This window comes from Ancylobacter gelatini (assembly GCF_022601675.1).
GTDB lineage: Bacteria > Pseudomonadota > Alphaproteobacteria > Rhizobiales > Xanthobacteraceae > Ancylobacter > Ancylobacter gelatini.
The window spans coordinates 347,378-369,185 of record NZ_JAKVIL010000002.1 but is presented as its reverse complement, the minus strand read 5'-3'; the positions used below and the strand labels follow the sequence as shown (position 1 = coordinate 369,185).

Below are 21,808 nucleotides of genomic sequence, written 5' to 3'. Positions count from 1 at the left end.
GATGGTTCGTCGATTTCTCGGTGCCGAGGGAACACGCCGGCGCCGCGCCGATTGTTCCAGAACGCCGAACGCAACGAGAGGAAGGGCCGGGCCATGGCCGCGCGCAGTTTCTGGAAGGGATATCTGAAGCTGTCGCTCGTCACCTGCCCGGTGGCGATGGCCCCGGCAACGAGCGAGGCCGAAAAGATCCGTTTCCACACGCTCAACAAGGCAACCGGAAATCGGGTCGAGGCGGTGTATGTCGACGCCGAAACCGGCCGGAAGGTCGAGGACGACGATCAGGCGCGCGGCTATGAGAAGGAGACCGGCAGCTTTGTCGTGCTGGAGGACGACGATCTGCGCGCGGTGGCGCTGAAAAGCACGCGCACCATCGAGATCGAAAGTTTCGTCCCCGCCGATAGTGTCGGGTGGCTGTGGTACGACACGCCGCATTTCCTGACGCCGAACGATCCGGTGGGCGAAGAGGCGTTCGCGGTGATCCGGGAGGCCATGGCCGCGACCGGGACGGTAGGGCTGTCGCGCCTCGTGCTCTATCGGCGCGAGCGGCCGGTGATGCTGGAGCCGCGCGGACGCGGCATTGTGCTGTGGACCCTGCATTATGCCGACGAGGTGCGCCCGGCCGAGCGCTATTTCGAGGAGATCGACGGCGCGGCCGATCCGGCGCTGCTGAAGATGATCGGCCAGTTGATCGAGAAGCGCACCCGCAAATGGGACGACGAACTGGTCCGGGACCCGATGCAGGCCAATCTGCGCAAACTCATCGAGGCCAAGAAGAAGAAACGGCCGCCCCCGACGCGCAAGCGGGCCGCGAAGGACGAGCCGACCAACGTCGTGAACATTATGGACGCGCTGAAGAAGAGCCTTGCGGCGGAAGAAAAGCCGGCGCGCCCGCGCCGCTGATCACCGGGGAGGCTCGCTGTCCTGCGATGTCTCGGCATCGGCCGGCCGATGCCCGTTCAGACGCGGGCCCGCATCCTCGCCATAGCCCTCGACCAGCCGCTCAAGCGGCAAGGCGAGCGCGAGCAGGATCAGCGTGACCAGCAGCGCCAGAACGATGAGGTGCCAGGACGCGATGGCGCAGGCGACCCCGAGCGCCGCCGTCACCCAGACCGTGGCGGCTGTAGTCAGGCCGTGCACTTCGAGCGCGCGATGGTTGCGCAGCACGACGCCGGCGCCGAGAAAGCCGATGCCGGTCATCACGCCCTGCACGATGCCCTGCACCACGCGGCTGGTGGCGTCCGGATGGCCGGCAATGCCATCGACCCGCATCGCGGTGAGCGAAATCAGCGCCGCGCCCATGCAGACCAGACCGAGCGTGCGCATGCCGGTGGGCTTGCCGCGCAGGTCGCGATTGATCCCGATCAGCATGCCGCAGGCGACGGCCGCGCACAGGCGCAGCAACGCCTCGCGATCATCCGGCGAGAGAATGTCCCACATCGTTACCTCCCGGCGCCATCGGCCGCCGCGCGACCACGTTTGCGTTCCCGGCGCGGCGCGGCGGGCAGCGGCGTCGCGGCCGCGCGAAAACCCTCCCAGGGATCGGCGGCGAGATTGGCGAGGCGCACCGGCGCATTATCGATGGTGAACTGTGCGGCGCTGGAGATCTGGTCGAGTTCCTCCCAGCCGACCGGCATGGAAACCGCCGCTCCGGGCCGGGCACGGGTGCCGTAGGCGGCAATCGCGGTGGCGCCGCGCCCGTTGCGCAAATAGTCGATGAAAATCCTTCCCCTGCGCCGCGCCTTGGTGGCCACCGCGATGAAGCGTTCCGGCGCGTCGGCGGCCATGGCGTTGGCGATCTCCTTGGCGAAAGCCTTGGCCTCTGCCCAGCCGGCCTTCGGCGCCAGCGGCACCACGACATGGAGCCCCTTGCCGCCGGAGGTCTTCACGAAGGCGGGCAGCCCCACCGCCTCAAGCCGCGCCCGCACCTCGCGCGCCCCGGCGACCACATCCGTCCATGACACGTCCTCGCCGGGGTCGAGGTCGAAGATCAGCGTGTCCGGCCGGTCGATATCCGCCAGCGGCGCGCCCCACGGATGGATCTCCAGTGCCCCGGCCTGCGCGAGGGCGACGAGGCCGTCGAATTCCTCCACCGCCAGCAGTTCCTCGCCATCGGCGTCACGCTGGACCCTGATGGCGCGGTTGATGCCGCGCCAGGCATGTTTCTGGAAGAAGCAGGCCTTGGCGATGCCGTCCGGGCAGCGCAGCAGCGCCAGCGGGCGGGCGACGATGAAGGGCGCGATGAAGCGCCACGCCTCGGCGTAATAATCGACCAGCCCCTGCTTGGTGATGCCGTCTTCCGGCCAGTACAGCCGGTCGGGATGGGTGAGCCTCACATCGCTGCGCGGCGCCCGAACGGCGTCCTGCGTGGCCACGTCCTCGCGGACGATCTCCAGCGCCGGCTTGTCCTCGCGCAGGCCGCGAAATGCGGCATGGCGCACATGCTGGTCGCCGGTCCAGCCTCGGAACTCGACTTCCGCGACCCGTTCGGGAGTAACGAAGCGGGCACCCCGCCGCTCCTCGGCGGACAGCGTGCCGGAGAACGGACTGGTCTTGCGCTCAAGCGCGTCGAGACGCTGGTGCAGATCGCGCGCCACGCGCTGCGAGAAGCCGGTGCCGACGCGCCCGACATGGCGCAGTTTTCCGCCCTCATAGACGCCAAGCAGCAGCGAGCCGATGGCGCCCTTTATCGCGGTGGAGGGCACGAAGCCGCCGATCACGAATTCCTGCCGAAGCGCGCATTTCGACTTGATCCAGTCCTTGTTGCGGCCGGAGCGATAGGGTGCGGAGGCGCGTTTCGAGACCAAGCCTTCAAGGCTCAGCCGACAGGCATGGCGCAGCAGGGTGGCGCCATCCACGTCGAACGGCTCGCTGAGCCGCAGCGGCGGCACCGCCTTTTCGGCCAGCCGGACCAGCTCGGCCTTGCGGGCCTTGAGCGGCAATCCGCGCAGGTCGCGGCCGTCGAGATAGAGCAGATCGAACAGGTAGAAAACGAAGCGATCGCGTCGCTCCTCGGCAAGGTCCTGCTGGAGCAGGGAGTAATTCGAGGCGCCGTTTCCGTCCTCGACCACCACCTCGCCGTCGATCAGCGCGGTCTCGGCCGGGAGTGTCGCGAGCGCTTCGGCGAGAGCCTTGCCAAAGCGCCCGGTCCAGTCCAGCCCGGAACGCGTGAGCAGCCGGACCCGCGATGTCGGCGCGGCCTTGGAGTCGAGGCGAGCCTGAAGGCGGTAGCCGTCGAACTTGATCTCATGCAGCCACCCCTTGCCACCCGGAGCCTTGCGGGCAAGGCTCGCCAGTTGCGGGGGCACGAAATCCGGCATCGGCTCGTCGGACGCCGTCTTCGCCACCGGTTTGCGGGGCTTGGGCGTCGGGCCCGTCCGCGTGGGCGCGCCTGCCGCGATTTCGTCCAGTGAGCGCCCGGTCTTCACCGACTCCGGCCGCTCGTCGAGAATATCGTCGCCGCCTTCCGGCCGCGCGGCGTCATCCTCGCCCTTGATCAGCAGCCAGTTGTCGGCCTTCTCGCCACGCCGCCGCTGCATGCGCACCAGATGCCAGCGTCCGGAGAGCTTCTCGCCGTGCAGATCGAACTCCAGATGTCCCTTTTCATAGCCATGATGGGGATCGCCGACCGGCGTCCAGCTTCCGGTGTCCCAGAGCATCACCGTGCCGCCGCCATACTGGCCCTTGGGGATCGTGCCCTCGAAGCTGCCATAGTCCAGCGGGTGATCCTCGACATGAACCGCGAGGCGTTTTTCGCCCGGCACGAGGCTCGGGCCGCGCGTGACCGCCCAGCTTTTCAGCACGCCGTCCATTTCCAGCCGCAGGTCATAGTGAAGCCGCCGCGCGGCGTGTTTCTGGATGAGATAGGCATGGCCGGCGGCGCCGGCGGTCTCGCCGCTGGGCTCGGAGGTGCGGGAGAAGTCGCGCTTGCGGCGGTACAGGTCGAGCGGCATGGCGCGCTACCCCGCCTTGCGCGCGGGAGCCGCCTTGCGGCGCCCCTTCGAGCCCGCCCTTGAACCTGTCCTCGGGCGGGCCTTGCCGCCGTCCTTCGACGCGGGCGCCCCCTGCCCCGCGCTGCGGCGCAGGACATCCATCAGGTCGACCACCTTGGCGCGCGCCGGTTCCTTCGGAGGCTTGATCTTGCGGCCCTCGATCTTGGCGCGCACCAGTTCCGCCAGCGCATTGTCATATGCGTCGTCGAAGGTCTCGGGCTGGAACGTGCCGGATTTGGTCTCGATGATGTGCCGCGCAAGGTCGAGCATCTCGCCCTTGATGGTCATACTGGGCACGTCCTCAAACGCCTCCGCCGCTGAACGGACCTCGTAATCATAGTTGAGCGTCGTGGCGACGATGCCCTCGTCATAAGCGCGGATCAGCAGGCTGCGCGGTCGGCGGAACAGCACGGCGGACGCAACGGCGGCGACCTTGCCGCGGCGCATGCCCTCGCGGATCACCGCGAAGGTGGGCTGAGACACCTCGTCGACCGGACGCAGGAAATAGGAGCGATCGAAATACAGGTCGTCGACCTCGCGGCAGGCGATGAAGGCGTCGACATGCAGCGTCTTGTCGCCCTCCGGGACCGCTGCCGCGACCTCGTCCGGTTCGAGCACCACGTAGTCGTCGGAGCCGACCTCGTAGCCCTTCACCTGCGCCTCGCGCTCCACCTCCTCGCCGGTTTCCGGGTCGATGAAACGGCGCAGCAGGCGATGGCCGGTTTTCCGGTTCACCATGGAGAGGCTGACGCGCTCGCTGGCGGAGACGGCGGTGTGAAGCGCGACGCCGCACACCAACTCGCCGAGCTTGAGATAGCCTTTCCAGGTCGCACGCGGAGCCATTCCGCCCTCCGAAACATCGAGATGGTCGCCCGCCACTGGTCGCGGCATATCCGGCCGCGGAACGTCCGACCGCCTCGCCGGCGCTGCGATAATCGCGCAGGCGCATATACCGTTCCATCGAGCCGCGCCCTTGACGACGAAACGCGCGCGAGCGCCGCCGCGCCGCTCCGACGCAGACCCTGATCCGCGGTCAAAGCGCTGCTGGCCGCAGGGCCGCGCCTCGGCCCCTCGATCCCCTGAGGCGCCGGATCGCATCGGCTCCGATCGCCAATCCGGGAGTGTCGGCGCGGTGCCATGGCGCGGTTCTTCTCGGAACCAAGCCGGAGCCCGGCGGTTTGCAGTAGACGCTTCCGTTCGCGGACCTCGGAGCGACGCGTCGTCACCGACCCATGAGGCAGGAGGACATGATGCAGACCGAAACCTCCACACGATCCGTCACCTACCGCCTGCGCGGCACCGAAGGGCAATGGCGGGTCGAGACCGACGAGCGGGCCGGCATGGCCTATGCCAGCAAGGAAGCCGCATTCGAGAGCGCGGTCTCGGCCGCGTCCAACGCCATTCGCGACGGCTATGATGTGGTGATCGTGGTGCCCGGCGCCTCCAGCACGATGCTGGGTGTCGAGGATACCGATCACGGCGTCGACAGCGACGACAGCGTGCCTCTCAGCCGTCTGCCTTGACCCACGGCCCCGCGATGCGCGGCAGCCGGCCCGGATTTCGGGCGTTTCCCCGCACCGCCGGGCTCGCGGGCGCCGGCATGATGCTTGGCGCCTGCTCGGGCACCCAATCGGCTCTCGACCCCGCCGGGCGGGAAGCCGGCGAGGTCGCGACGCTGTTCTGGGTGATGCTGGTCGGGGCTGCGGTCATCTGGCTCGCCGTCATTGGCACGGCGGTGTTCGCCAGCCGCTGGCAGGGACGCCCGGTCAGCGAGCGCGCCGGCCTCCGGCTGGTGCTGTGGGGCGGCGCCATCGTGCCCACCTTGGTTCTCGCCGCGCTCCTCGCCTACGGGCTGCGTCTGATGCCGGCGCTGCGGGCGGGTGAACCGGCGCTGACCGTCGAGGTGACGGGCGAGCAATATTGGTGGCGCGTGAGTTATCGGGGTCCGGACGGCGCGGCCATCGAGAGCGGGAATGAGCTGAGGCTGCCGGCCGGACACGCCGCCGAAATCCTGCTCACCAGCGCCGATGTCATCCATTCCTTCTGGATTCCCTCGCTGGCCGGCAAACTCGACATGATCCCCGGACGAACCAACCGGCTGGTGCTGCATCCCGAACGCATCGGCACCTATCGCGGCGTCTGCGCCGAATTCTGCGGCCGCTCTCATACCTTCATGGCCTTCACGGTGATCGTCATGGAGCCGGCGGCGTTCGAGGCATGGCTGGCGCGTCAGGCGGCGCCGGCTGCTACGGCCGCCGACGAGGGAGCCTTTCTCGCCAATGGCTGCGGGGGGTGCCACAGCGTGCGCGGCACGCCGGCCACGGGCACCATCGGCCCCGACCTGACCCATCTTGCCGACCGGGCGATGCTGGGCGCCGGCCTCTTCGCCAACACGCCCGAGAACCTCCGTCGTTTCGTCGCTGAAGCGGAGGAGGTGAAGCCCGGCTCCCGCATGCCGTCCTTCGGCATGCTCCCGCCGCAGGATCTCGACGCCATCACCGCCTATCTCGGGAGCCTGCGATGAGCGAGGACGATACCGAGCGCCGGCGCCGCCAGGAAGCCGAACTCAGGCGGGTCTGGGAAATCCCCCGAGGCTGGCGCTACCTGTCGAACTGCAACAACCAGGTCGTCGGCCTCTGGTATACCGGCACGGCGTTCGTCTTCTTTTTGTTCGCTGGCGTGCTCGCCCTCATCATGCGCACCCAGCTTGCCGTGCCCGACAATGATCTGGTCTCGGCCGGCACCTACAACCAGCTCTACACGCTGCACGGCACGATGATGATGTTCCTGTTCGCCGTCCCGATCTTCGAGGCGGTGGCGATCCTCATCCTGCCGCAGATGCTGGCCGCGCGGGACCTGCCTTTCCCGCGCCTGTCCGCCTTCGGCTTCTGGTGCTTCCTGATCGGCGGCGTGTTCGTCGGCGGGTCGATATTCTTTGATGCCGCGCCGGATAGCGGCTGGTTCATGTACCCGCCGCTCGCCACCGACACCACCCAGACCGGCATCGGCGCCGACATCTGGCTGCTCGGCCTCTCCTTCATCGAGGTCGCGTCGATCGCGGCGGCGGTGGAGCTGATCGTCGGCGTGCTGAAATGCCGGCCGCCCGGCATGCGCATCCACATGATGCCGCTCTATTGCTGGTACGTGCTGATCGTGGGCGGCATGATCCTGTTCGCCTTCCCGCCGCTGATCGCCGGCGACATCCTGTTCGAGATGCAGCGGCTGTTCGACTGGCCGTTCTTCGATGCCGCGCGCGGCGGCGATCCGGTGCTATGGCAGCACCTGTTCTGGATCTTCGGCCACCCGGAGGTCTACATCATCTTCCTGCCCTCCATCGCGCTGCTCGCGATGATCGTGCCGACCTTCGCGCAGCGCCCGATCCTGGGTTATGGCTGGATCGTGCTGGCGGCGGTGGGCACCGGCTTCCTCAGCTTCGGGCTGTGGGCGCACCACATGTTCACCATCGGCCTGCCGTCGCTGTCGATCGGCTTCTTCTCGGCGGCTTCCGAGGCGGTGGCGATCCCCACCGGCGTGCAGATCTTCGTCTTCGTGGCGACGCTGCTGGCGGGAAGGGTGATCTTCTCGATCCCGATGCTGTTCGCCACCGGGGCGCTGGCCATCTTCGTCTTCGGTGGGTTGACCGGCGTGATGGTGGCGCTGGCGCCGTTCGACTGGCAGGCCCATGACAGCTATTTCGTGGTCGCCCACCTGCACTACACGCTGATCGGCGGCATGTTCTTCCCGCTGATCGCCGGGGTGTATTATTTCCACCCCTTCGTCACGGGGAAAATGCTCTCCGCACGGCTGGGACGCTGGTCGTTCTGGCTGATGTTCGCCGGCTTCAACATCGCCTTCCTGCCGATGCACATCACCGGGCTTCGCGGCATGCCGCGCCGGGTGTTTACCTATCCGGCCGACCATGGCTGGGACGAGCTGAACCTCGTCTCCACCTTCGGCGCCTTCACCATGGCGGCCGGCGTCGTCGTGCTGGTGTGGGACGTGCTGCGCCCCGGCAAGGAGCGCGCGCCGCGCAACCCGTGGAACGCGGGCACGCTGGAATGGGTGGCGGGCGATCCGTCCGAGCCCTGGGGTATCCGTTCCGTGCCGCCCGTCACCAGCCGCTACCCGCTCTGGGACCAGAAGAACCTGATGGCGGATATCGATGCCGGCCGGTTCTTCCTGCCCGGCGCGCCGGAAGGAAAACGTGAGACGCTGGTGACCGGCGTGCTGGATGCCGAGCCCCAGCAGGTGCTGCGCGTTCCCGGCAACAGCTTCAAGCCGATGGTAGCCGCGGTTCTCATCGGCGGCAGTTTCATCGCCACCACCTTCCACTGGTGGGTCGCGGCCGCCCTGTCCGGCGCACTCGGCATCGCCGCGATCATGGTGTGGCTGTGGACCGGCACGGCGCGGATTCCCGAGAAGCCGGAGACCGATGCCGGCATGGGTGTGACGCTGCCACTCTATGCCTCCGGCTCCGCCTCGGTCGGCTGGTGGGCGATGTTCATCACCATGGTCGGTGATGGCACCGCCTTCCTCAGCCTGATCTTCGCCTATTTCTACTACTGGACCATCCATCCGGCCTTCCCGCCCGCGGGCGATCCCGCACCCGACACCGCGCTGATGGTGACCGGCGGCATGGCCGCGCTGGCTTCATGGGGCCTGATGCTGCTCGCCCGCCGCGCGAACGGGGCAGACCGGCCGCAGCAGGTCCGCGCCACTCTCGCCGGCGCGGCGGTGCTGGCGCTGGCCGGCGGCGCGCTGCTGGTGCTGTCGCCGTGGCAGGCCGGGCTGGCGCCCACCACCCATGTCTATCCCGCGACCGTATGGGTGATCGTGATCTGGACGGCGGTGCATCTGGCGGTCGGCGTGCTCATGCAGGGCTATTGCCTCGCCGGCAGCCTTGCCGGCCGGCTGACAGCGACCCACGACATCGATCTGCGCAACGTGGTGCTGTACTGGCACTTCGCGGCGCTCACCGCGGCGACCACGCTCGCCGTGCTCGCCCTCGCACCGCTTGCGATGTGAGGCGCCCATGCTGTTCCGCCGCGCAACGCCGAACCTCTGGACCCTGATCACCCCGCCCACGGTGTGGGCGCTGCATTTCCTGTTCTGCTATGTCGCCGGGGCGATCATCTGCGCCAGATATCCCGGCGCGCTCGGTGAATTGCGCCTGTCCATCGCCGCCGGCACCGTGCTCGCGCTCGGCCTGATCCTGGCGGCCGGCGCGCAGGCCTACCGGCACTGGGGCTTCGGCTCCGACCTGCCGCCGCATAATGAGCCGACCGAAGACGACCAGCAGCATTTCCTCGGCTTCGCCACGCTGCTGCTCTGCGCGCTGAGTGCGGTGGCGGTGCTGTTCGGCGCCATGCCGGCGCTGTTCATCGCGGAGTGCGTGCGATGAAGGCGGCCTGCCTGATCGCCGGTCTCGTTGTGCTGGTGCTGGCGTGGGGCGGGCCGCTGCCCGGCATCGCGGCCATCTCGTTCAGCGCGCATATGGTCATGCATATGAGCGTGGTCGCGCTCGCCGCGCCGCTGATCGCCATCGGCCTCTCCGGCACACGGCTCGACCCTTCCGCGCATCTGCCCTGGCTGTTCTCGCCGGTGCTCGCCGCCATGCTGGAATTCGCCATCGTCTGGGGCTGGCACCTGCCGCTGCTGCATGTCGCAGCCCGGCAGAGCGGCCTCGTCACCATGGCCGAACAGGCGAGCTTCCTCGTTGGCGGGCTGCTGCTCTGGCTGTCCTGCCTCGGCCGTGCGGCCGGCGGCGCGGCGGCGGGGGCGATGCTCGGCACGCTCGGCCTGCTGCTCACCTCCATGCACATGACGCTGCTCGGCGCGCTGATCGCCTTTGCCAACCGGCCGCTCTATGTCCAGAACGGCGTGCCGATCTGCGGTGCCGACCCGGCCTCGGCCGTGGCCGACCAGCAGCTTGGCGGCGTCATCATGCTGCTGGCCGGCGGGCTGGTCTATCTCGTGGGCGGCCTCGGCCTGATGGCGCGGGTGGTGCTGGCGCCGCCGGCCAGGGAGGCGTCGCCATGAAGCTGTCCTTCCGCATCACCGGCCGCCGCCTGCTTTATCTCCTTGCCGGAGTCGGCCTGCTCGGCCTTCTGGTCGCGTGGTCGGGCCTCGTCAATATCGGCGCCAGCGCCGGCCATTGGCGCGTCACGGCCTGGGCGCTGCACGCGGTGATGCAGAACTCGGTCCGCACCTACGCGCTGTTCGAGCCGCCTCCGCCGGCCGATCTCGACAGCCCCGCCCATATCCGGCGCGCCGCCGGGCATTTCGAGACCGCCTGTGCGTTCTGCCATGGCTCGCCGAGCCATCCCGCGCCCATCCTCGCCACCGTCATGACCCCCGTGCCTCCGGCGCTGGACGGCGCGGCGTCGAAATGGACACCGCGCCAGCTCGCGCGCATCGTGAGGCACGGGGTCAAATATACCGGCATGCCGGCCTGGATCGCGCCGGAGCGGGACGATGAGGTGTGGGCCATGGTCGCGTTCCTGCGCGCCCTGCCGGACATGTCGGCCGACGACTATCGTCGCCTCGCCTTCGGCGATGATCACGCGGAAAACCGGCCGCTCCGGAACAACCCGCTAGAAAGCTGCGCCCGCTGCCATGGCCTCGACGGCAATTCCGCCGGCGGCGCCTTCCCGGTCATCGGCGGACAGAGCGAAGCCTATCTCCGCGCCACGCTCGACGCCTACGCGAAAGGATTGCGGCCGAGCGGCTTCATGCAGTTCGCGGCAAATGCCGTCCCCGCCTCGGAACTCCAACGCCTCGCCGCCTACTACGCCTCCCGGCCCGGCCTCGGCCGACACAGCGAACCGGACGACAGCGACGGCAGCCGGATCGCTTTTCACGGGATCCCCGCCAGCGACGTGCCCGCCTGCGAGAGCTGCCATGGCGATTCCGCCAGGCGGCGGGACACCTACCCGGTCCTCGCCGGGCAGGATGCCGGCTATATCGCCGCGCGGCTCCGTCTCATGAAGGAAGGCACCGCCCCCCTGCCGGCCGCGCGCGTGATGCACACCATCGCGTCCCGACTCCCGGAGGAAGCCATAGAGGCCGTGGCGGAATTCTATTCCCGCCAGCGCCCTGCGGCGGACCGGCGCGACCCGTGATGTGATCCGCCACGCGACCTAGCCGGCCTTCCTCGGGGGCACCCCTCCCGCATCCGCCTTGCCGGGTATCGTCATCTCGCCCTCATCGGTCAGGGTCGGGAATTCGCCGGCATTGGTGAGCGCCTCGATCGGTTCGACCGGCTCACCCCGTGCCTTCACCGGCTTCAGCGTCTCGGGCAATCCCTCTTCGATAGCAATCATCTCCTTGGCCTGTGACCAATGGCTCTCGGCGCGCCCTTCGGGCCGCCCCTCCTGTTCCCAGAGGCGATAGGCGCGTTCGCGGATGGCGGTCTCGTCAGGGTTCATCGCTTCCTCCTTGGTTGCCGAAACAACGCCGGGGCGAGGCTGCCGTTCCTCGCGGGAACGCAGGCCGGCACGGCGGCGTTGAGGCACGCTGCAGGGAGTGGAGCCGATGACGGACAGCAGGGAACTCAGGCGTCTGGCGCGCGGTGTCGGGCTGCGGATCGCCAGCCGTGCCGAGTTGACCCTCTGCCGCAAGCGGCGCGGGCGGGGCTTCGTCTATGAGACCAGCGAGGGCGCGCGCGTGCGCGATCCCGAAACGCTCGCCCGCCTCGCCTCGCTCGCGGTCCCTCCTGCCTATAGTCATGTGCGGCTGGCCGCCGATGCCAGGGCCCATCTTCAGGCCGTCGGCACGGACGATGCCGGCCGCCTCCAGTATCGCTACCATCCCGACTGGACGCGGGTACGCGAGATGCTGAAGGCGCGGCGCCTGTCGGCACTTGCCGAAGCGCTGCCCACGATCCGGCGCGCGGTGCGGCGGCTTCTCGCCCGTCCGGCCTGCGACCGGCGCTTCGCGCTGGCGGCGGCGGTGGAACTGGTGGCGTCGACCGCCATCCGGGCCGGCAGCGAGCAATATGCCGAGCAGAACGGCACGCGCGGAGCAACCACCCTGCTCAAGTCCCATGTGAGGATCGAGAACGACACGATCCTCCTCGCCTTCACCGGCAAGGGCGGCAAGGCCATACGCAAGCAGGTGCGGGATGCCCGCCTCGCCGGCGCGCTCGCGCGGCTCAAGGATCTGCCCGGACGCCGGCTCTTCAAATATCGCGACCCGACGGGCACGATCCACCCGGTGCGCACCGCCGAGGTGAACGGTTTCCTCAAGGAAATCAGCGGCCAGCCCATTTCGCTGAAGGACTTCCGCACGCTGACCGCCTCGCTCGGCGTGCTGCATCGCCTCGAACGCCTCACGCCCGAAGCCAGCGCGCGAGGGCGCAACCGGCAGATCCGGGAAGCAGTCGCCCCGCTCGCCGATGAACTCGCCAACACCCTTGCCGTCTGCCGCAGCAGCTATGTCCATGACAGCATCGTCACCGCGTTCGAGCGCGGGGACCTCGGCAGCATGGGCGCGCACCGGTCTCCCGCACAGCGGCTGTCATCCCTTCTGAGAAGCACGAAATGCTCCTCCGCCGCCTGATGGCGGCGAGTTCGGGGCTTGGGCAAGCCGATCGACATCAAGGCTCCCGGAACCCGGCGCCGCTCTCTTCGTTGCCCTACCGGCATTGATGGCCGATGAAGCCGGCCGTCTCCGCTCCGTTGAAACTCACATGAAGGATGTCGACATGCAGGTACGTGATGCGATGACCCGCGACGTGCGCGTTGCCAACGCGCATGAGACCATCGAACAGGCTGCCAAGCTGATGGCGGGCCTCGACGCCGGGGCGCTGCCCGTGGGCGATAACAACCGTCTCGTCGGCATGATCACCGACCGCGATATCGCCCTGCGTGCCATCGGCGAGGGCAAGGGGCCGCAGACCAAGGTTCATGAAGTGATGACCTCGGACGTCAAATACTGCTTCGATGATCAGGAGATCGAGGAGGTGACGCGCAATATGGGCGACGTGCAGTTGCGCCGGCTTCCGGTTGTGGACCGCGACAAGCGGCTCGTCGGCATCCTGTCTCTGGGCGATATTGCGCTGGTCACCACCAACGGCTCCGCCGGCAAGGCCCTCAGCGGCATCTCCCGGCCCGGAGGCGAGCACAGCCAGAGCGCGTGAGGCGACGGGCGGCCGAGAGGCGCGGCAGGCCAAGAGGCGACGGCGGCCAAGAGGCGCGGCGGGGCGAGGAGGCGTGCCATCGCCTCCCGCACGAGCGCCGGAGGCCGTCCCCTCCGCGGCGGCGCGCGCAAAGGGGCGCCGTCCATGGTCGGCGCGGTGTGCAGATGTCAGCGCCAGTGCTCCAGAACGTCATCGGTCGTCGCCACTTCGATCTGCTCGCTGAAGCGGGTGAGATACAGCTCCATGAGCGCGTCATGGGTCTGGTCCGACGAACTGCACAGCGCATCGGCCACCAGCACGACGCGATAGCCCCGGTCGATGGCACCGAGCGCGGTCGCCAGCACGCAGACATCGGTCTCGCCGCCGGTGATCACGATGGCGTCGACCTCGGCCGCCGCCAGCCATCGGTCCAGCCGCCCTTCCGTCCAGGGTGAGTAGGTCGTCTTGTCCAGCTGCTGCGCCGGCGGCACGAAGCGTTCCAGCGCCGGCACCAGCCGGACGGCATCGGCGCCGATCTCCTCCAGCGTGGCGCGCGCCCAGCGGTGATAGTAGCGCGCCCAGCTGCCGTGCCCCTCGCCCGCCCGTTCCGCCGGAATGAACCGGGTGAACAACGTCCGCGACGGGCGGTGAGCGCACAGCGCCTCGATCGCCGGCTGAACCTTCTCCATCCACGGCACCGCCCACGGATAGCCGGGCCCGAACAGCCGCTGCATGTCGACGCACAGATGAAGAGACTTCGCGCCCAACGGTCCGTGCACGAGGCCTCGGGCGGCCATGGCGCGCTCCCTCAGTTCTTCACGCTCGGCTCCCGAGCCCACAGCCTCAGTTTCCGGCAGCTCTGGACGAAACCGGCAATCGCGCCCGCGTCGTCGAGCGGCATCACGCCTTCGTCGACCTCGACACCCGCCTTGGCGAGCAGCGGCATCGCTTCCGCGGTGAACCCGATGAACTTGCAATGGGCAAAGGCGTCCGCCACGAAGTCACGCGCCGCGGCCTCGCCGGTAAGCTGCCCGGCGCCTTCGGGCGACAGCAGCAGCGCCACCGCGTCGAACAGCACGGATGGACCGCCGTCGATCATGTTGTGGGCGGGGAGCCGGGTGCCGTCGGCGGCGGTCACGCCGCCCACCTTCGGCGCAACCAGCTCCACCGTCGCGCCTTCCTTCCCGATGGCGGCCTGAAGCTTCTTCAGCAGGGCCGCGTCGCAGCCATCGCTCACCAGCACGCCCAGCTTGCGACCGGCGAAGCTCATCGGGCCATTCTCGATGATGCTGAGCGCGGGCGATGCCGGCAGGTCGTCGCGCGGGGCAATCGCGGCATCGGCGGGTTTCGGCAGTTTCTCAAGACCGAGCTTGTCGGCCACGGCCGCGCCCAGCGCCTCGTCGATGTTGAGCAGATGCGCCACCATCCGCTCGCGGATCACCGGCTCCTCGACCTTGCTGAGCTCGAAGGTCAGCGCCATGGCGATGTGCGTCTGTTCCGTCACCGTCTGGCTGTTGAAGAACTGCCGGGCCTGGCTGTAGTGGTCGGCGAAGCTCTCCGCCCGCAGGCGCACCTTCGGCGCCTCGATCTCCTCGGCGAAGGAACGGAAGCCGCGCGTCGGGTCTTCGCGCGGCCCCTCCCCCCGCGAGTTTGGCTGGTAATTGGTGCGCCCCACCGGGTTGCGCATCGCCATATGCCCGTCCTGCTGGAAATGCGCGAACGGGCATTTCGGCGCGTTGATCGGGATGTGGGTGAAGTTCGGGCTGCCGAGCCGCTTCAGCTGGGTGTCGAGATAGGAGAAGTTGCGCCCCTGCAGCAGCGGGTCATTGGAGAAGTCGATGCCCGGCGGCACGTTCTGCGTCATGAAGGCGACCTGCTCGGTCTCCGCGAAGAAATTGTCCGGCATGCGGTCCAGCACCAGCCGACCGACCGGCACCGGCTTGATCACCTCCTCGGGGATCAGCTTGGTGGGGTCGAGCACGTCAAAATCGAAGCTGTCGGCGAAGTCCTGGTCGAACAGTTGCACGCACAATTCCCATTCCGGGAAATTGCCGGACTGGATGGCGTCCCACAGGTCGCGGCGATGGAAGTCCGGGTCGGCGCCGTTGATCTTCACCGCCTCGTTCCACACCACCGATTGCAGGCCGAGCTTCGGCTTCCAGATGAACTTCACGAAGGTGGATTCATCCTTGGCGTTCAGGAAGCGGAAGGTGTGGACGCCGAAACCCTCCATGAAGCGGAAGGAGCGCGGGATCGCCCGGTCCGACATGACCCACATGATCATGTGCATCGATTCCGGGGTCAGCGAGATGAAATCCCAGAAATTGTCATGCGCCGATTGAGCCTGCGGGAAGGCCCGGTCAGGTTCCGGCTTCACCGAGTGGATAAGGTCGGGAAACTTGATGGCGTCCTGGATGAAGAACACCGGGATATTGTTGCCCACGAGGTCCCAGTTGCCTTCCTTGGTGTAGATCTTCACCGCAAAGCCGCGCACGTCGCGGGCAAGGTCGAACGAGCCCTTGGAGCCGGCCACGGTGGAAAAGCGCACGAAAGCCGGCGTCTTCTCCCCGGCGCGCTGGAACAGGTCGGCGCGGGTGTATTTGGCGAGCGATTCATAGGTCTCGAAATAGCCGTGCGCGCCATAGCCGCGCGCATGGACCACGCGCTCGGGAATGCGCTCATGGTCGAAATGGAAGATCTTCTCGCGGAAGTGGAAATCCTCGATCAGGCTGGGCCCGCGGGCGCCCGCCTTCAGCGTGTTCTGGTCGTCCGAAACCGGCCCGCCCTGTGCCGTGGTCATCACCGGCGTATCGCCTTCCGCAATCTGGTGAAGTTCGCCGCCCGCGCCGCGATGCAGGGTCTGATCGTGGATCGCGGCGGTCGAGCTCTTGTGTTTGGTGGTCCGTGCCATCTGCGTGCGCTCCCTCGCAGGCCGGCGGTGTTCGGCCGGCAGTCGATGGCTTAACCCGCCCGGCCGACAATCGTTTCGTCGGGTCGGCGCGAAGCTCGATTGCGCCGCGACGCATCGGCAAGGAACTGAAACGCCCTGCTCACGGTTGATGAAACGGCTGGCTGACGTGTCGAGGGAACGCTGTGCTGACAACCCTGATCGGCGTTGTGGCATCGGTGCTCACGACGATGTCCTATCTGCCGCAACTCACCAAGGCATGGCGAACCGGCCAGACCGGGGATCTTTCGCTGACGATGCTCTGTCTCCTGCTCGCCGGGCTTCTGCTGTGGGTGCTGTACGGGGTGCTGAGGGCCGACATCGTGGTCCTCCTCGCCAACAGCGCAAGCTCGGCGCTGCTCGCGACCCTCATCGTTCTCAAGCTGCGCGCGCCGTCCGCATGAGCGGATCCGGCGCTTCAAATCGGAAAGCGGACATGCCGAACTGTCGTCTGGCACGCGAACGGATGGTCGAGACCCATATCGGCCGGCTGCCCGCCTCGTTCGGCGGCGCGCCGAGCTGCGTGGTCGCCATTCCGATGCGCAACGAGGCGGAACGCATCGCGGCCTGCCTCCGGGCCTTGAGCCGTCAGCGCACGCTGGCGGGGCAGCCCTTGCCGGCGGGAAGCATCGGCCTGGTGCTGCTGGCCAATAATTGCACGGACGATACCGTCCGCCTCGCTAAAGCCGCGCTGGCGGAAAGCGCTCTGCGCGGGACTGAACTTCCGGCGCTCATCGTCGAGACCCGGCTGGCGCCGCCTCTGGCCAATGTCGGCTTCGCGCGTGGCGTGGCGCTTGAGCTTGGTGCCCGCTGGCTGGAACGCCGCTCGCCCGACAGCGGCGTTCTGCTGACGACCGATGCCGATAGCCGCGTCCCGCCCGACTGGGTGGCCCGAAGCCTCGCGGCGATCGAGGCGGGCTGCGGCGCGGTGGCGGGGCGCGTGCGCCTTGAACCCCGCGAAATGCGACTTCTGAGCCCGGCGCTGAAGCAGCGCGGGCGACTGGAGAGCGGTTATGAGGCGGCATTGCTGCGCCTGCAGGCCCTCATCGATCCGCTGCCTCACGATCCATGGCCGAACCACTGGACCGCCTCCGGCGCCAGTTACGCGCTGTCCCTTGCCGCTTACCGCGCCATTGGCGGGTTGCCGATGGTGGCGAGCAGCGAGGATCGCGCGCTGGCCGAGACGCTCCATCGCCATGATATCGCGATCCGCCACGATCCCGCGCTCATTGTCACCACCTCCGCCCGCCTCACCGGCCGCGCGCCGGGAGGCGTCGCCGAGGCGCTGCGCCGGCGGGCGCAGGAGCCGGACCTGCCGGGCGACGACCGGCTGGAGGCACTGCCGCACGCCTTGCACCGTTTCCTCTGGCGCGCCCGGCTGCGGCACTGGCACCGGCTGGGAACGCTCGGCCGCCCGGAGGGCAGCCGGCCGCACTGGAGCCTGCCTCTCGGCCTGTCGCCCTGTGTCGCGGATGAGGTGGAGCCGTGCTTCGGCGCCTTCTGGCAGCGTATCGAGGCGTTAAGCCCGCAGCTTGTGCGCCAGGCGCTGCCGCCAAGCGCGATGCTGGAACATGCACGCGCCGCGCGGCGGATGTTGCGCGCGTTCGATCAGGCGGCCCTTACCCCAGAACCAGGCAATCGAGCCGATACTCGGCCTCGCGACTCCGGCGAACGACCCGCGCGCTTCGCTGCCGTGTCAGCTCACGCATGAAATGCTCCACGGCGGCATCGCCGGACAGCGGATAGTCGGTCTCCCCCAGCCAGTGCACCATCATCACCGCCCCGCCGGGTTGCAGCGCGCCGCTGACCTGGGCGGCGAGCCGGGCAAGATCGTCCCTGTCGAGATAATAAAGCACCTCGGACAGCAGGATGAGGTCGAATGTCCCGTCCGGCCATTGCTGCGGAACGCGAACCTCCTCGAAAGACACCTGGGGCAGTTCCCCGCACCGGCGCCGGGCGATGTCGAGCGCCCGGCTGGACACGTCCACCGCCCGCAGCCGGTCGCAGCGCGGCGCCAGCCGCGCCGTCAGCACGCCGATGGAGCAGCCTATCTCCAGCGCGCTGGTGCTGCGGGGCATTGGCAGGGCCGCGAGCGTCGCCTCATACTTCGCCCGCTCATACGCGCTGGTCTCGAACCGCCAGGGGTCGGCATCGGCGGCGTACAGCGCGTCGAAATAGGTCGGGGGCAGGCTGTTGTTCGCGCGCTGCGTCATGGCTGCACGTCCAGGAAGATTTCAAAGGGCCGATCGAACCGCGCCAGCTGTTCGGCGCTCAGCACGAAGCCCTGCGGATCGTCATCGATCAGCCGGGTGACCTGGGAGGCGTGCGCCGCGATGGCCGCGCGCTTGGCGGGAAGGTGCGCGGCAATGTCGAGCCGAAAACCGTCGGGACGCCCATCGTCGATGACCTCCTGAGGCGGCAGTTCGAATCCCCATATCGGGTAGGCCAGCAGGCGGACCTCCGGACGCTCGCGGCAAGCGGCGGCGGCGAGCGCGAAACTGGCGCGATGGTCGCAATGCGGATCATGGCGCCAGGTCACCGCCATATGCGAGGCGTGACAGGCATCGAGTGCGTCGACAAGAGCGGCAATGGCCGCGTCCGCCGCCGGCCCCGTCTCCGGAACCGCCGCATCCGGCAGGCGCAGGAAGCGGGCAGCGTCCGGCTGGATGCCGATCCGCGCCAGCGCGGTCAGCGCCTCGCGCTCGCGAAGCGCGCGCAGCCGGTCGCGCGGGAAGATGCGGGAGCGGGGATGCGAGGCCGCGCCATCGCTGACGAACACGACCCGCGTCTCTATCGCCGCCGCGCGCGCGCTGGCCAGCAGCCCGGCGCAGCCCAGGCTTTCATCGTCAGGGTGAGGCGCCACCACCACGAGACCGCGCATGCCGATCTGGTCGAAGCGGACAAGCGGCAGGTGCTCCATGGCGTGCAGGGCGTCGGCGACGCGGATCATCACCAGAGTTCTCCCAGCGGCGCGTCTTGCGCGAGCACATGCCCGGCCGCTTCATCGAGCGCCCGGTCCGGCGCCGGCTGGCGCAGATAGGTCGCGAGGTCGCGATAGAGCTGCTCGATCGGGTGCGCGCGGTGGAATCCGGCGAGGCCGATGGAACGCTGGGCGAGTTCGAGCACGTCGAGCCCGGCGCGCTCCACGGCGAGGCGGGTCAGGTTCACATAGGCGATACCCCGCTCGGGCTCGCCATCCTCCTCCGCGATCTCGCAGGCCCGCTCGACCCAGAGCCGGGCGGACTGCGCCGCGATCACCGCCGCCCCGACGCGGGCCCTCTGGTGCGGATCGGCGCCCCTGCCGGTTTTCGCCAGATGCCCGCGCAACTCATCCACGATCCGCTCGATGCCGCCGAGCTGAACGGCCGCGAAACGCCATGCCCCAGCGGAAAAGGCGGGCTGGCGGTGGTAGTCGCCGGCGTCACCGATCAGGTCGTCCTGGTCCACGGCGAGGCCACTAAAGTCGAAGCTCCCGGTAGCGGAGGCCCGCATGCCGTGCGCCTGCCAGCTGGAAAGGTCAGCCCGGCGCTGATCCTCCGGCTCAAGGCGCGGCAGCACCATGAACTGCCGCTCGCCGTCCATTGCGGTGACCAGCGGGCGCGCGACGAAGCCGGCACCGGAGGCGAAGGTCTTGCCTCCCTCCAGCCTCCAGCCATCGGCACCGCGCAGCAACCGCAGCCCGGGCGGGGCTTCGGTGTTCCAGACTCCGAACAGCCGGCCCTTGCCGGCGTCGCGGGCGGCTCGCGCCAGCTGGCTTGCGGTGCCATAGCGCTCGATCAGGGCGATGGCGTTGACATGGCCCTCAAACAACCGGCCGAGCACCAGACTGCCATGGCCGATCGCACTGAGCGTCTCCCGCAGCAACGGGCCACGGGTCATGCCCAGCCCGCCCTGATCGAGCGGAAACGGCGCGGTCAGCGCCCCGATGGTGGCCAGCCGTGCGACCTCGTCCGCCGGAAAGGCACCGTCATGATCGAGGGCGGAGGCATTGGCGCCGATGGACTGCGAGAGGCTCCGTATCGCATCGACGAAGCGGTCGGTCGACGGTGGCAACCGTCGCGGGGACAGGTCCGCCGCGATCGCTGCCGTCATGCCGCGCCTTTGCCTGCCGGGCATCGTCTTCGGGACAGTGGCCCGCTTGGTCGTGACGCCGGGTGCCGCCTCAGTCATCGCGTCGGCCGGCATTGCCGCCCAGCGCGCTCTGCGCCGCGCCAAGAGGGGACGCGCCGTCCGCCTGCCTGCCGGAGGTCTCAAGCGTGCGGCGGATGGTGTCGATTTCGCTCACCGGACCATGATCCCCGCGCTCGATGGCAAGGTCGGTCTCGATGACGGCCGCCGGATCCCTGGCGACGGGGTCGTGCGAGACCAGCGCGTCCGGCGCGCTCGGCGGCACTTCCGCCGCCGCGACCGGGCTCCATGAGGCTGCGCCCGCCGCGGCCGGCTCGTCATCGGCCTGCGCCATGCGCCAATGCTGGTCTGCGCGCCCGTCCGGCCGGCCCTCCTGCTCCCACAGCCGGTAGGCCCTTTCGCGGATTTCCTGTTCTCGCTGATCCATCACCTGCTCCCACGATTGTCGCGGGGCAACGCGGACGACGCTGGGACGGTTCCTCCGGCCCGGTGCGCAGCCCGCGCGATACCGGGCCCGTTCCGCTCAGCCGGATGCCGCGCCTCCCCGAATGCGACACCGCGCACCGGGCGGCATTTTGGGCGCAGCCCGCCGTCAGCCCGGGCCGGCGATCACCAGATCGATGCCCGCGGCGGCGATCGCGCGCGCCATGGTCTCGCCGGGGGCTAGGTCGGTGACCAGCGTGTGGACGCGCGACAGCGGCGCGACCTCGAACACGGCGCGGCGGTCGAACTTGGAATGGTCGGCCAGCACGGTGACGAAATCGGCGCGCTCGATCATCGCCTTGGCGACTTCGGCCTCCTGGAGGTCGAAATCCATCACGCTCGCCTGGTCGATGGCGCCGACGGTCAGCACCGCGTGCCGCACGCGGAACTTGGCGATCTGCTCCAGCGCCAGCGGGCCGAGGCTCTCGCCGGCATCCACCCCATAGGCGCCGCCGATGAGGAACACCTTGTGGGTGTGGTCGCCCGCCAGCGTCGCGGCGATGCGCGGGGCATTGGTGACGATCACCAGCGAATGGCGCGATGTCAGCGCCTCGGCGAAGGCGATGGTGGTGCTGCCGGTGTCGATGAACAGCGAATCCTCGGGCTGGAATCGCCGGCTGGCCGCGACCGCAATGGCGCGCTTGGCCGCCGCATTCTGCGCCATGCGCTGCGCGAACGGCCATTCGGTCTCCAGCGTCGCGCCCGGCTGAGCCAGCGCGCGGGCGCCGCCGTGGTGCCGCTTGACCCGGCCGGCGGCATCGAGGCGGGCAAGGTCGCGCCGCACGGTCTCGCGCGAGACGCCGAGCCGCTCGGCAATGGCGTCCACGCTCAGCTCGCCGGAGCGGGCGAGCAGGGCGACGATCTCGTCATGTCGCGAGCTGGGGGCCACGCATCGTCCTCGCTGGACCGGGAGGCCGGAGGCCCGGACCGGTCCGGTTAAGTCAATAGTCTCACGCCGTCCATCATCAGGCGGAACCCGGCGCTGAGCCCGTCCGCCTACTCCTTTCGGCGCAGACGGCCAAGCCCGGCGGCCAGCCGGCATGCCGCTTGCACGATCGGACAGCGAGCGGGGCATGACAGCGGCACTTTTGCCACGAAATGCCCGTTCGGGCAATATTGTCCGATGAAATTTGCCCGTTTCGT

Annotated in this window: 22 protein-coding genes; 11 read left to right on the top strand and 11 right to left on the bottom strand. The window is 68.8% G+C overall.

What is annotated here, in order from left to right; all coding sequences use genetic code 11:
• The first annotated feature begins 93 nt into the window (after positions 1-93).
• On the top strand, positions 94-900 hold the full coding sequence (gene ku, locus MKI84_RS04950) for a non-homologous end joining protein Ku (RefSeq protein WP_241617018.1): 807 nt from the start codon (positions 94-96) through the stop codon (positions 898-900).
• Here the strand turns inward: ku (MKI84_RS04950) and MKI84_RS04945 are convergent, their stop codons facing one another.
• Genes MKI84_RS04945 through ku (MKI84_RS04935) form a run of 3 tightly spaced genes read right to left on the bottom strand, consistent with a single transcriptional unit; the run spans position 901 to position 4,832 of the window.
• A complete protein-coding gene (locus MKI84_RS04945) occupies positions 901-1,437 on the bottom strand; it encodes an MgtC/SapB family protein (RefSeq protein WP_241617016.1) in 537 nt (178 codons plus the stop codon). It abuts the gene before it with no gap.
• Positions 1,438-1,439: 2 nt separating this feature from the next.
• The gene (gene ligD, locus MKI84_RS04940) at positions 1,440-3,950 is read right to left on the bottom strand and encodes a DNA ligase D (RefSeq protein WP_241617015.1); all 2,511 of its coding nucleotides are present in this window, start codon (positions 3,948-3,950) and stop codon (positions 1,440-1,442) included.
• 6 nt (positions 3,951-3,956) lie between these two features.
• Positions 3,957-4,832 (bottom strand): non-homologous end joining protein Ku, encoded by an 876-nt coding sequence (gene ku, locus MKI84_RS04935; RefSeq protein ID WP_241617014.1) that lies wholly within the window; start codon positions 4,830-4,832, stop codon positions 3,957-3,959.
• Between the two features lie 407 nt (positions 4,833-5,239).
• Between ku (MKI84_RS04935) and MKI84_RS04930 the strand changes: the two genes are divergently transcribed.
• From MKI84_RS04930 to MKI84_RS04905, 6 genes are all read left to right on the top strand, one after another.
• The gene (locus MKI84_RS04930) at positions 5,240-5,512 is read left to right on the top strand and encodes a hypothetical protein (protein ID WP_241617012.1); all 273 of its coding nucleotides are present in this window, start codon (positions 5,240-5,242) and stop codon (positions 5,510-5,512) included.
• Between the two features lie 77 nt (positions 5,513-5,589).
• On the top strand, positions 5,590-6,513 hold the full coding sequence (gene coxB / locus MKI84_RS04925; protein ID WP_241617010.1) for a cytochrome c oxidase subunit II: 924 nt from the start codon (positions 5,590-5,592) through the stop codon (positions 6,511-6,513).
• On the top strand, positions 6,510-9,014 hold the full coding sequence (ctaD, locus tag MKI84_RS04920; protein WP_241617008.1) for a cytochrome c oxidase subunit I: 2,505 nt from the start codon (positions 6,510-6,512) through the stop codon (positions 9,012-9,014). Before coxB ends, ctaD begins: the two co-directional genes overlap by 4 nt.
• Positions 9,015-9,021: 7 nt before the next feature.
• On the top strand, positions 9,022-9,390 hold the full coding sequence (locus MKI84_RS04915) for a hypothetical protein (protein WP_241617006.1): 369 nt from the start codon (positions 9,022-9,024) through the stop codon (positions 9,388-9,390).
• A complete protein-coding gene (locus MKI84_RS04910) occupies positions 9,387-10,028 on the top strand; it encodes a cytochrome c oxidase assembly protein (protein ID WP_241617004.1) in 642 nt (213 codons plus the stop codon). The genes MKI84_RS04915 and MKI84_RS04910 overlap by 4 nt, the downstream gene beginning before the upstream one ends.
• The gene (locus tag MKI84_RS04905) at positions 10,025-11,110 is read left to right on the top strand and encodes a c-type cytochrome (protein ID WP_241616999.1); all 1,086 of its coding nucleotides are present in this window, start codon (positions 10,025-10,027) and stop codon (positions 11,108-11,110) included. The genes MKI84_RS04910 and MKI84_RS04905 overlap by 4 nt, the downstream gene beginning before the upstream one ends.
• A gap of 18 nt (positions 11,111-11,128) precedes the next feature.
• Here MKI84_RS04905 and MKI84_RS04900 read toward each other — a convergent pair whose 3' ends face one another.
• Positions 11,129-11,416: a DUF2934 domain-containing protein gene (locus MKI84_RS04900; protein ID WP_241616996.1), complete on the bottom strand. Its 288-nt coding sequence runs from the start codon at positions 11,414-11,416 to the stop codon at positions 11,129-11,131.
• Between the two features lie 106 nt (positions 11,417-11,522).
• On the opposite strand from MKI84_RS04900, the gene MKI84_RS04895 reads away from it, so the two are divergent.
• Complete coding sequence (locus MKI84_RS04895; RefSeq protein ID WP_241616995.1) at positions 11,523-12,548, top strand: DNA topoisomerase IB; 1,026 nt, start codon at positions 11,523-11,525, stop codon at positions 12,546-12,548.
• 145 nt (positions 12,549-12,693) lie between these two features.
• Entirely contained in the window at positions 12,694-13,128 is a 435-nt protein-coding gene (locus tag MKI84_RS04890) for a CBS domain-containing protein (protein WP_241617565.1), read from the top strand.
• Positions 13,129-13,295: 167 nt separating this feature from the next.
• On the opposite strand, the gene MKI84_RS04885 is transcribed toward MKI84_RS04890, so the two are convergent.
• Both MKI84_RS04885 and katE read right to left on the bottom strand, forming a co-directional pair.
• Positions 13,296-13,904 carry a cysteine hydrolase family protein gene (locus MKI84_RS04885; protein WP_241616993.1) on the bottom strand — a complete coding sequence of 203 codons (609 nt, stop codon included), beginning with the start codon at positions 13,902-13,904 and terminating at the stop codon, positions 13,296-13,298.
• An 11-nt stretch (positions 13,905-13,915) separates the two neighbouring features.
• Positions 13,916-16,018 (bottom strand): catalase, encoded by a 2,103-nt coding sequence (katE, locus tag MKI84_RS04880; protein WP_241616991.1) that lies wholly within the window; start codon positions 16,016-16,018, stop codon positions 13,916-13,918.
• A gap of 182 nt (positions 16,019-16,200) precedes the next feature.
• Between katE and MKI84_RS04875 the strand changes: the two genes are divergently transcribed.
• Together MKI84_RS04875 and MKI84_RS04870 are read left to right on the top strand one after the other, a co-directional pair.
• Positions 16,201-16,458, top strand: a complete 258-nt coding sequence (locus MKI84_RS04875; protein ID WP_241616989.1) for a SemiSWEET family sugar transporter — start codon at positions 16,201-16,203, stop codon at positions 16,456-16,458.
• A 32-nt stretch (positions 16,459-16,490) separates the two neighbouring features.
• A complete protein-coding gene (locus tag MKI84_RS04870; protein ID WP_241616986.1) occupies positions 16,491-17,765 on the top strand; it encodes a glycosyltransferase family 2 protein in 1,275 nt (424 codons plus the stop codon).
• Here the strand turns inward: MKI84_RS04870 and MKI84_RS04865 are convergent.
• From MKI84_RS04865 to MKI84_RS04845, 5 genes are all read right to left on the bottom strand, one after another.
• Positions 17,674-18,267 carry a class I SAM-dependent DNA methyltransferase gene (locus tag MKI84_RS04865; RefSeq protein ID WP_241616983.1) on the bottom strand — a complete coding sequence of 198 codons (594 nt, stop codon included), beginning with the start codon at positions 18,265-18,267 and terminating at the stop codon, positions 17,674-17,676. The two genes, MKI84_RS04870 and MKI84_RS04865, sit on opposite strands and share 92 nt — an antisense overlap.
• A complete protein-coding gene (locus tag MKI84_RS04860) occupies positions 18,264-19,004 on the bottom strand; it encodes a PIG-L deacetylase family protein (protein WP_241616981.1) in 741 nt (246 codons plus the stop codon). The genes MKI84_RS04865 and MKI84_RS04860 overlap by 4 nt, the downstream gene beginning before the upstream one ends.
• Positions 19,004-20,146 (bottom strand): acyl-CoA dehydrogenase family protein, encoded by a 1,143-nt coding sequence (locus MKI84_RS04855; RefSeq protein WP_241616979.1) that lies wholly within the window; start codon positions 20,144-20,146, stop codon positions 19,004-19,006. Before MKI84_RS04855 ends, MKI84_RS04860 begins: the two co-directional genes overlap by 1 nt.
• A gap of 70 nt (positions 20,147-20,216) precedes the next feature.
• Positions 20,217-20,609: a DUF2934 domain-containing protein gene (locus tag MKI84_RS04850; RefSeq protein WP_241616977.1), complete on the bottom strand. Its 393-nt coding sequence runs from the start codon at positions 20,607-20,609 to the stop codon at positions 20,217-20,219.
• 165 nt (positions 20,610-20,774) lie between these two features.
• Positions 20,775-21,554 (bottom strand): DeoR/GlpR family DNA-binding transcription regulator, encoded by a 780-nt coding sequence (locus MKI84_RS04845; protein ID WP_241616975.1) that lies wholly within the window; start codon positions 21,552-21,554, stop codon positions 20,775-20,777.
• Positions 21,555-21,808 lie beyond the last annotated feature (254 nt).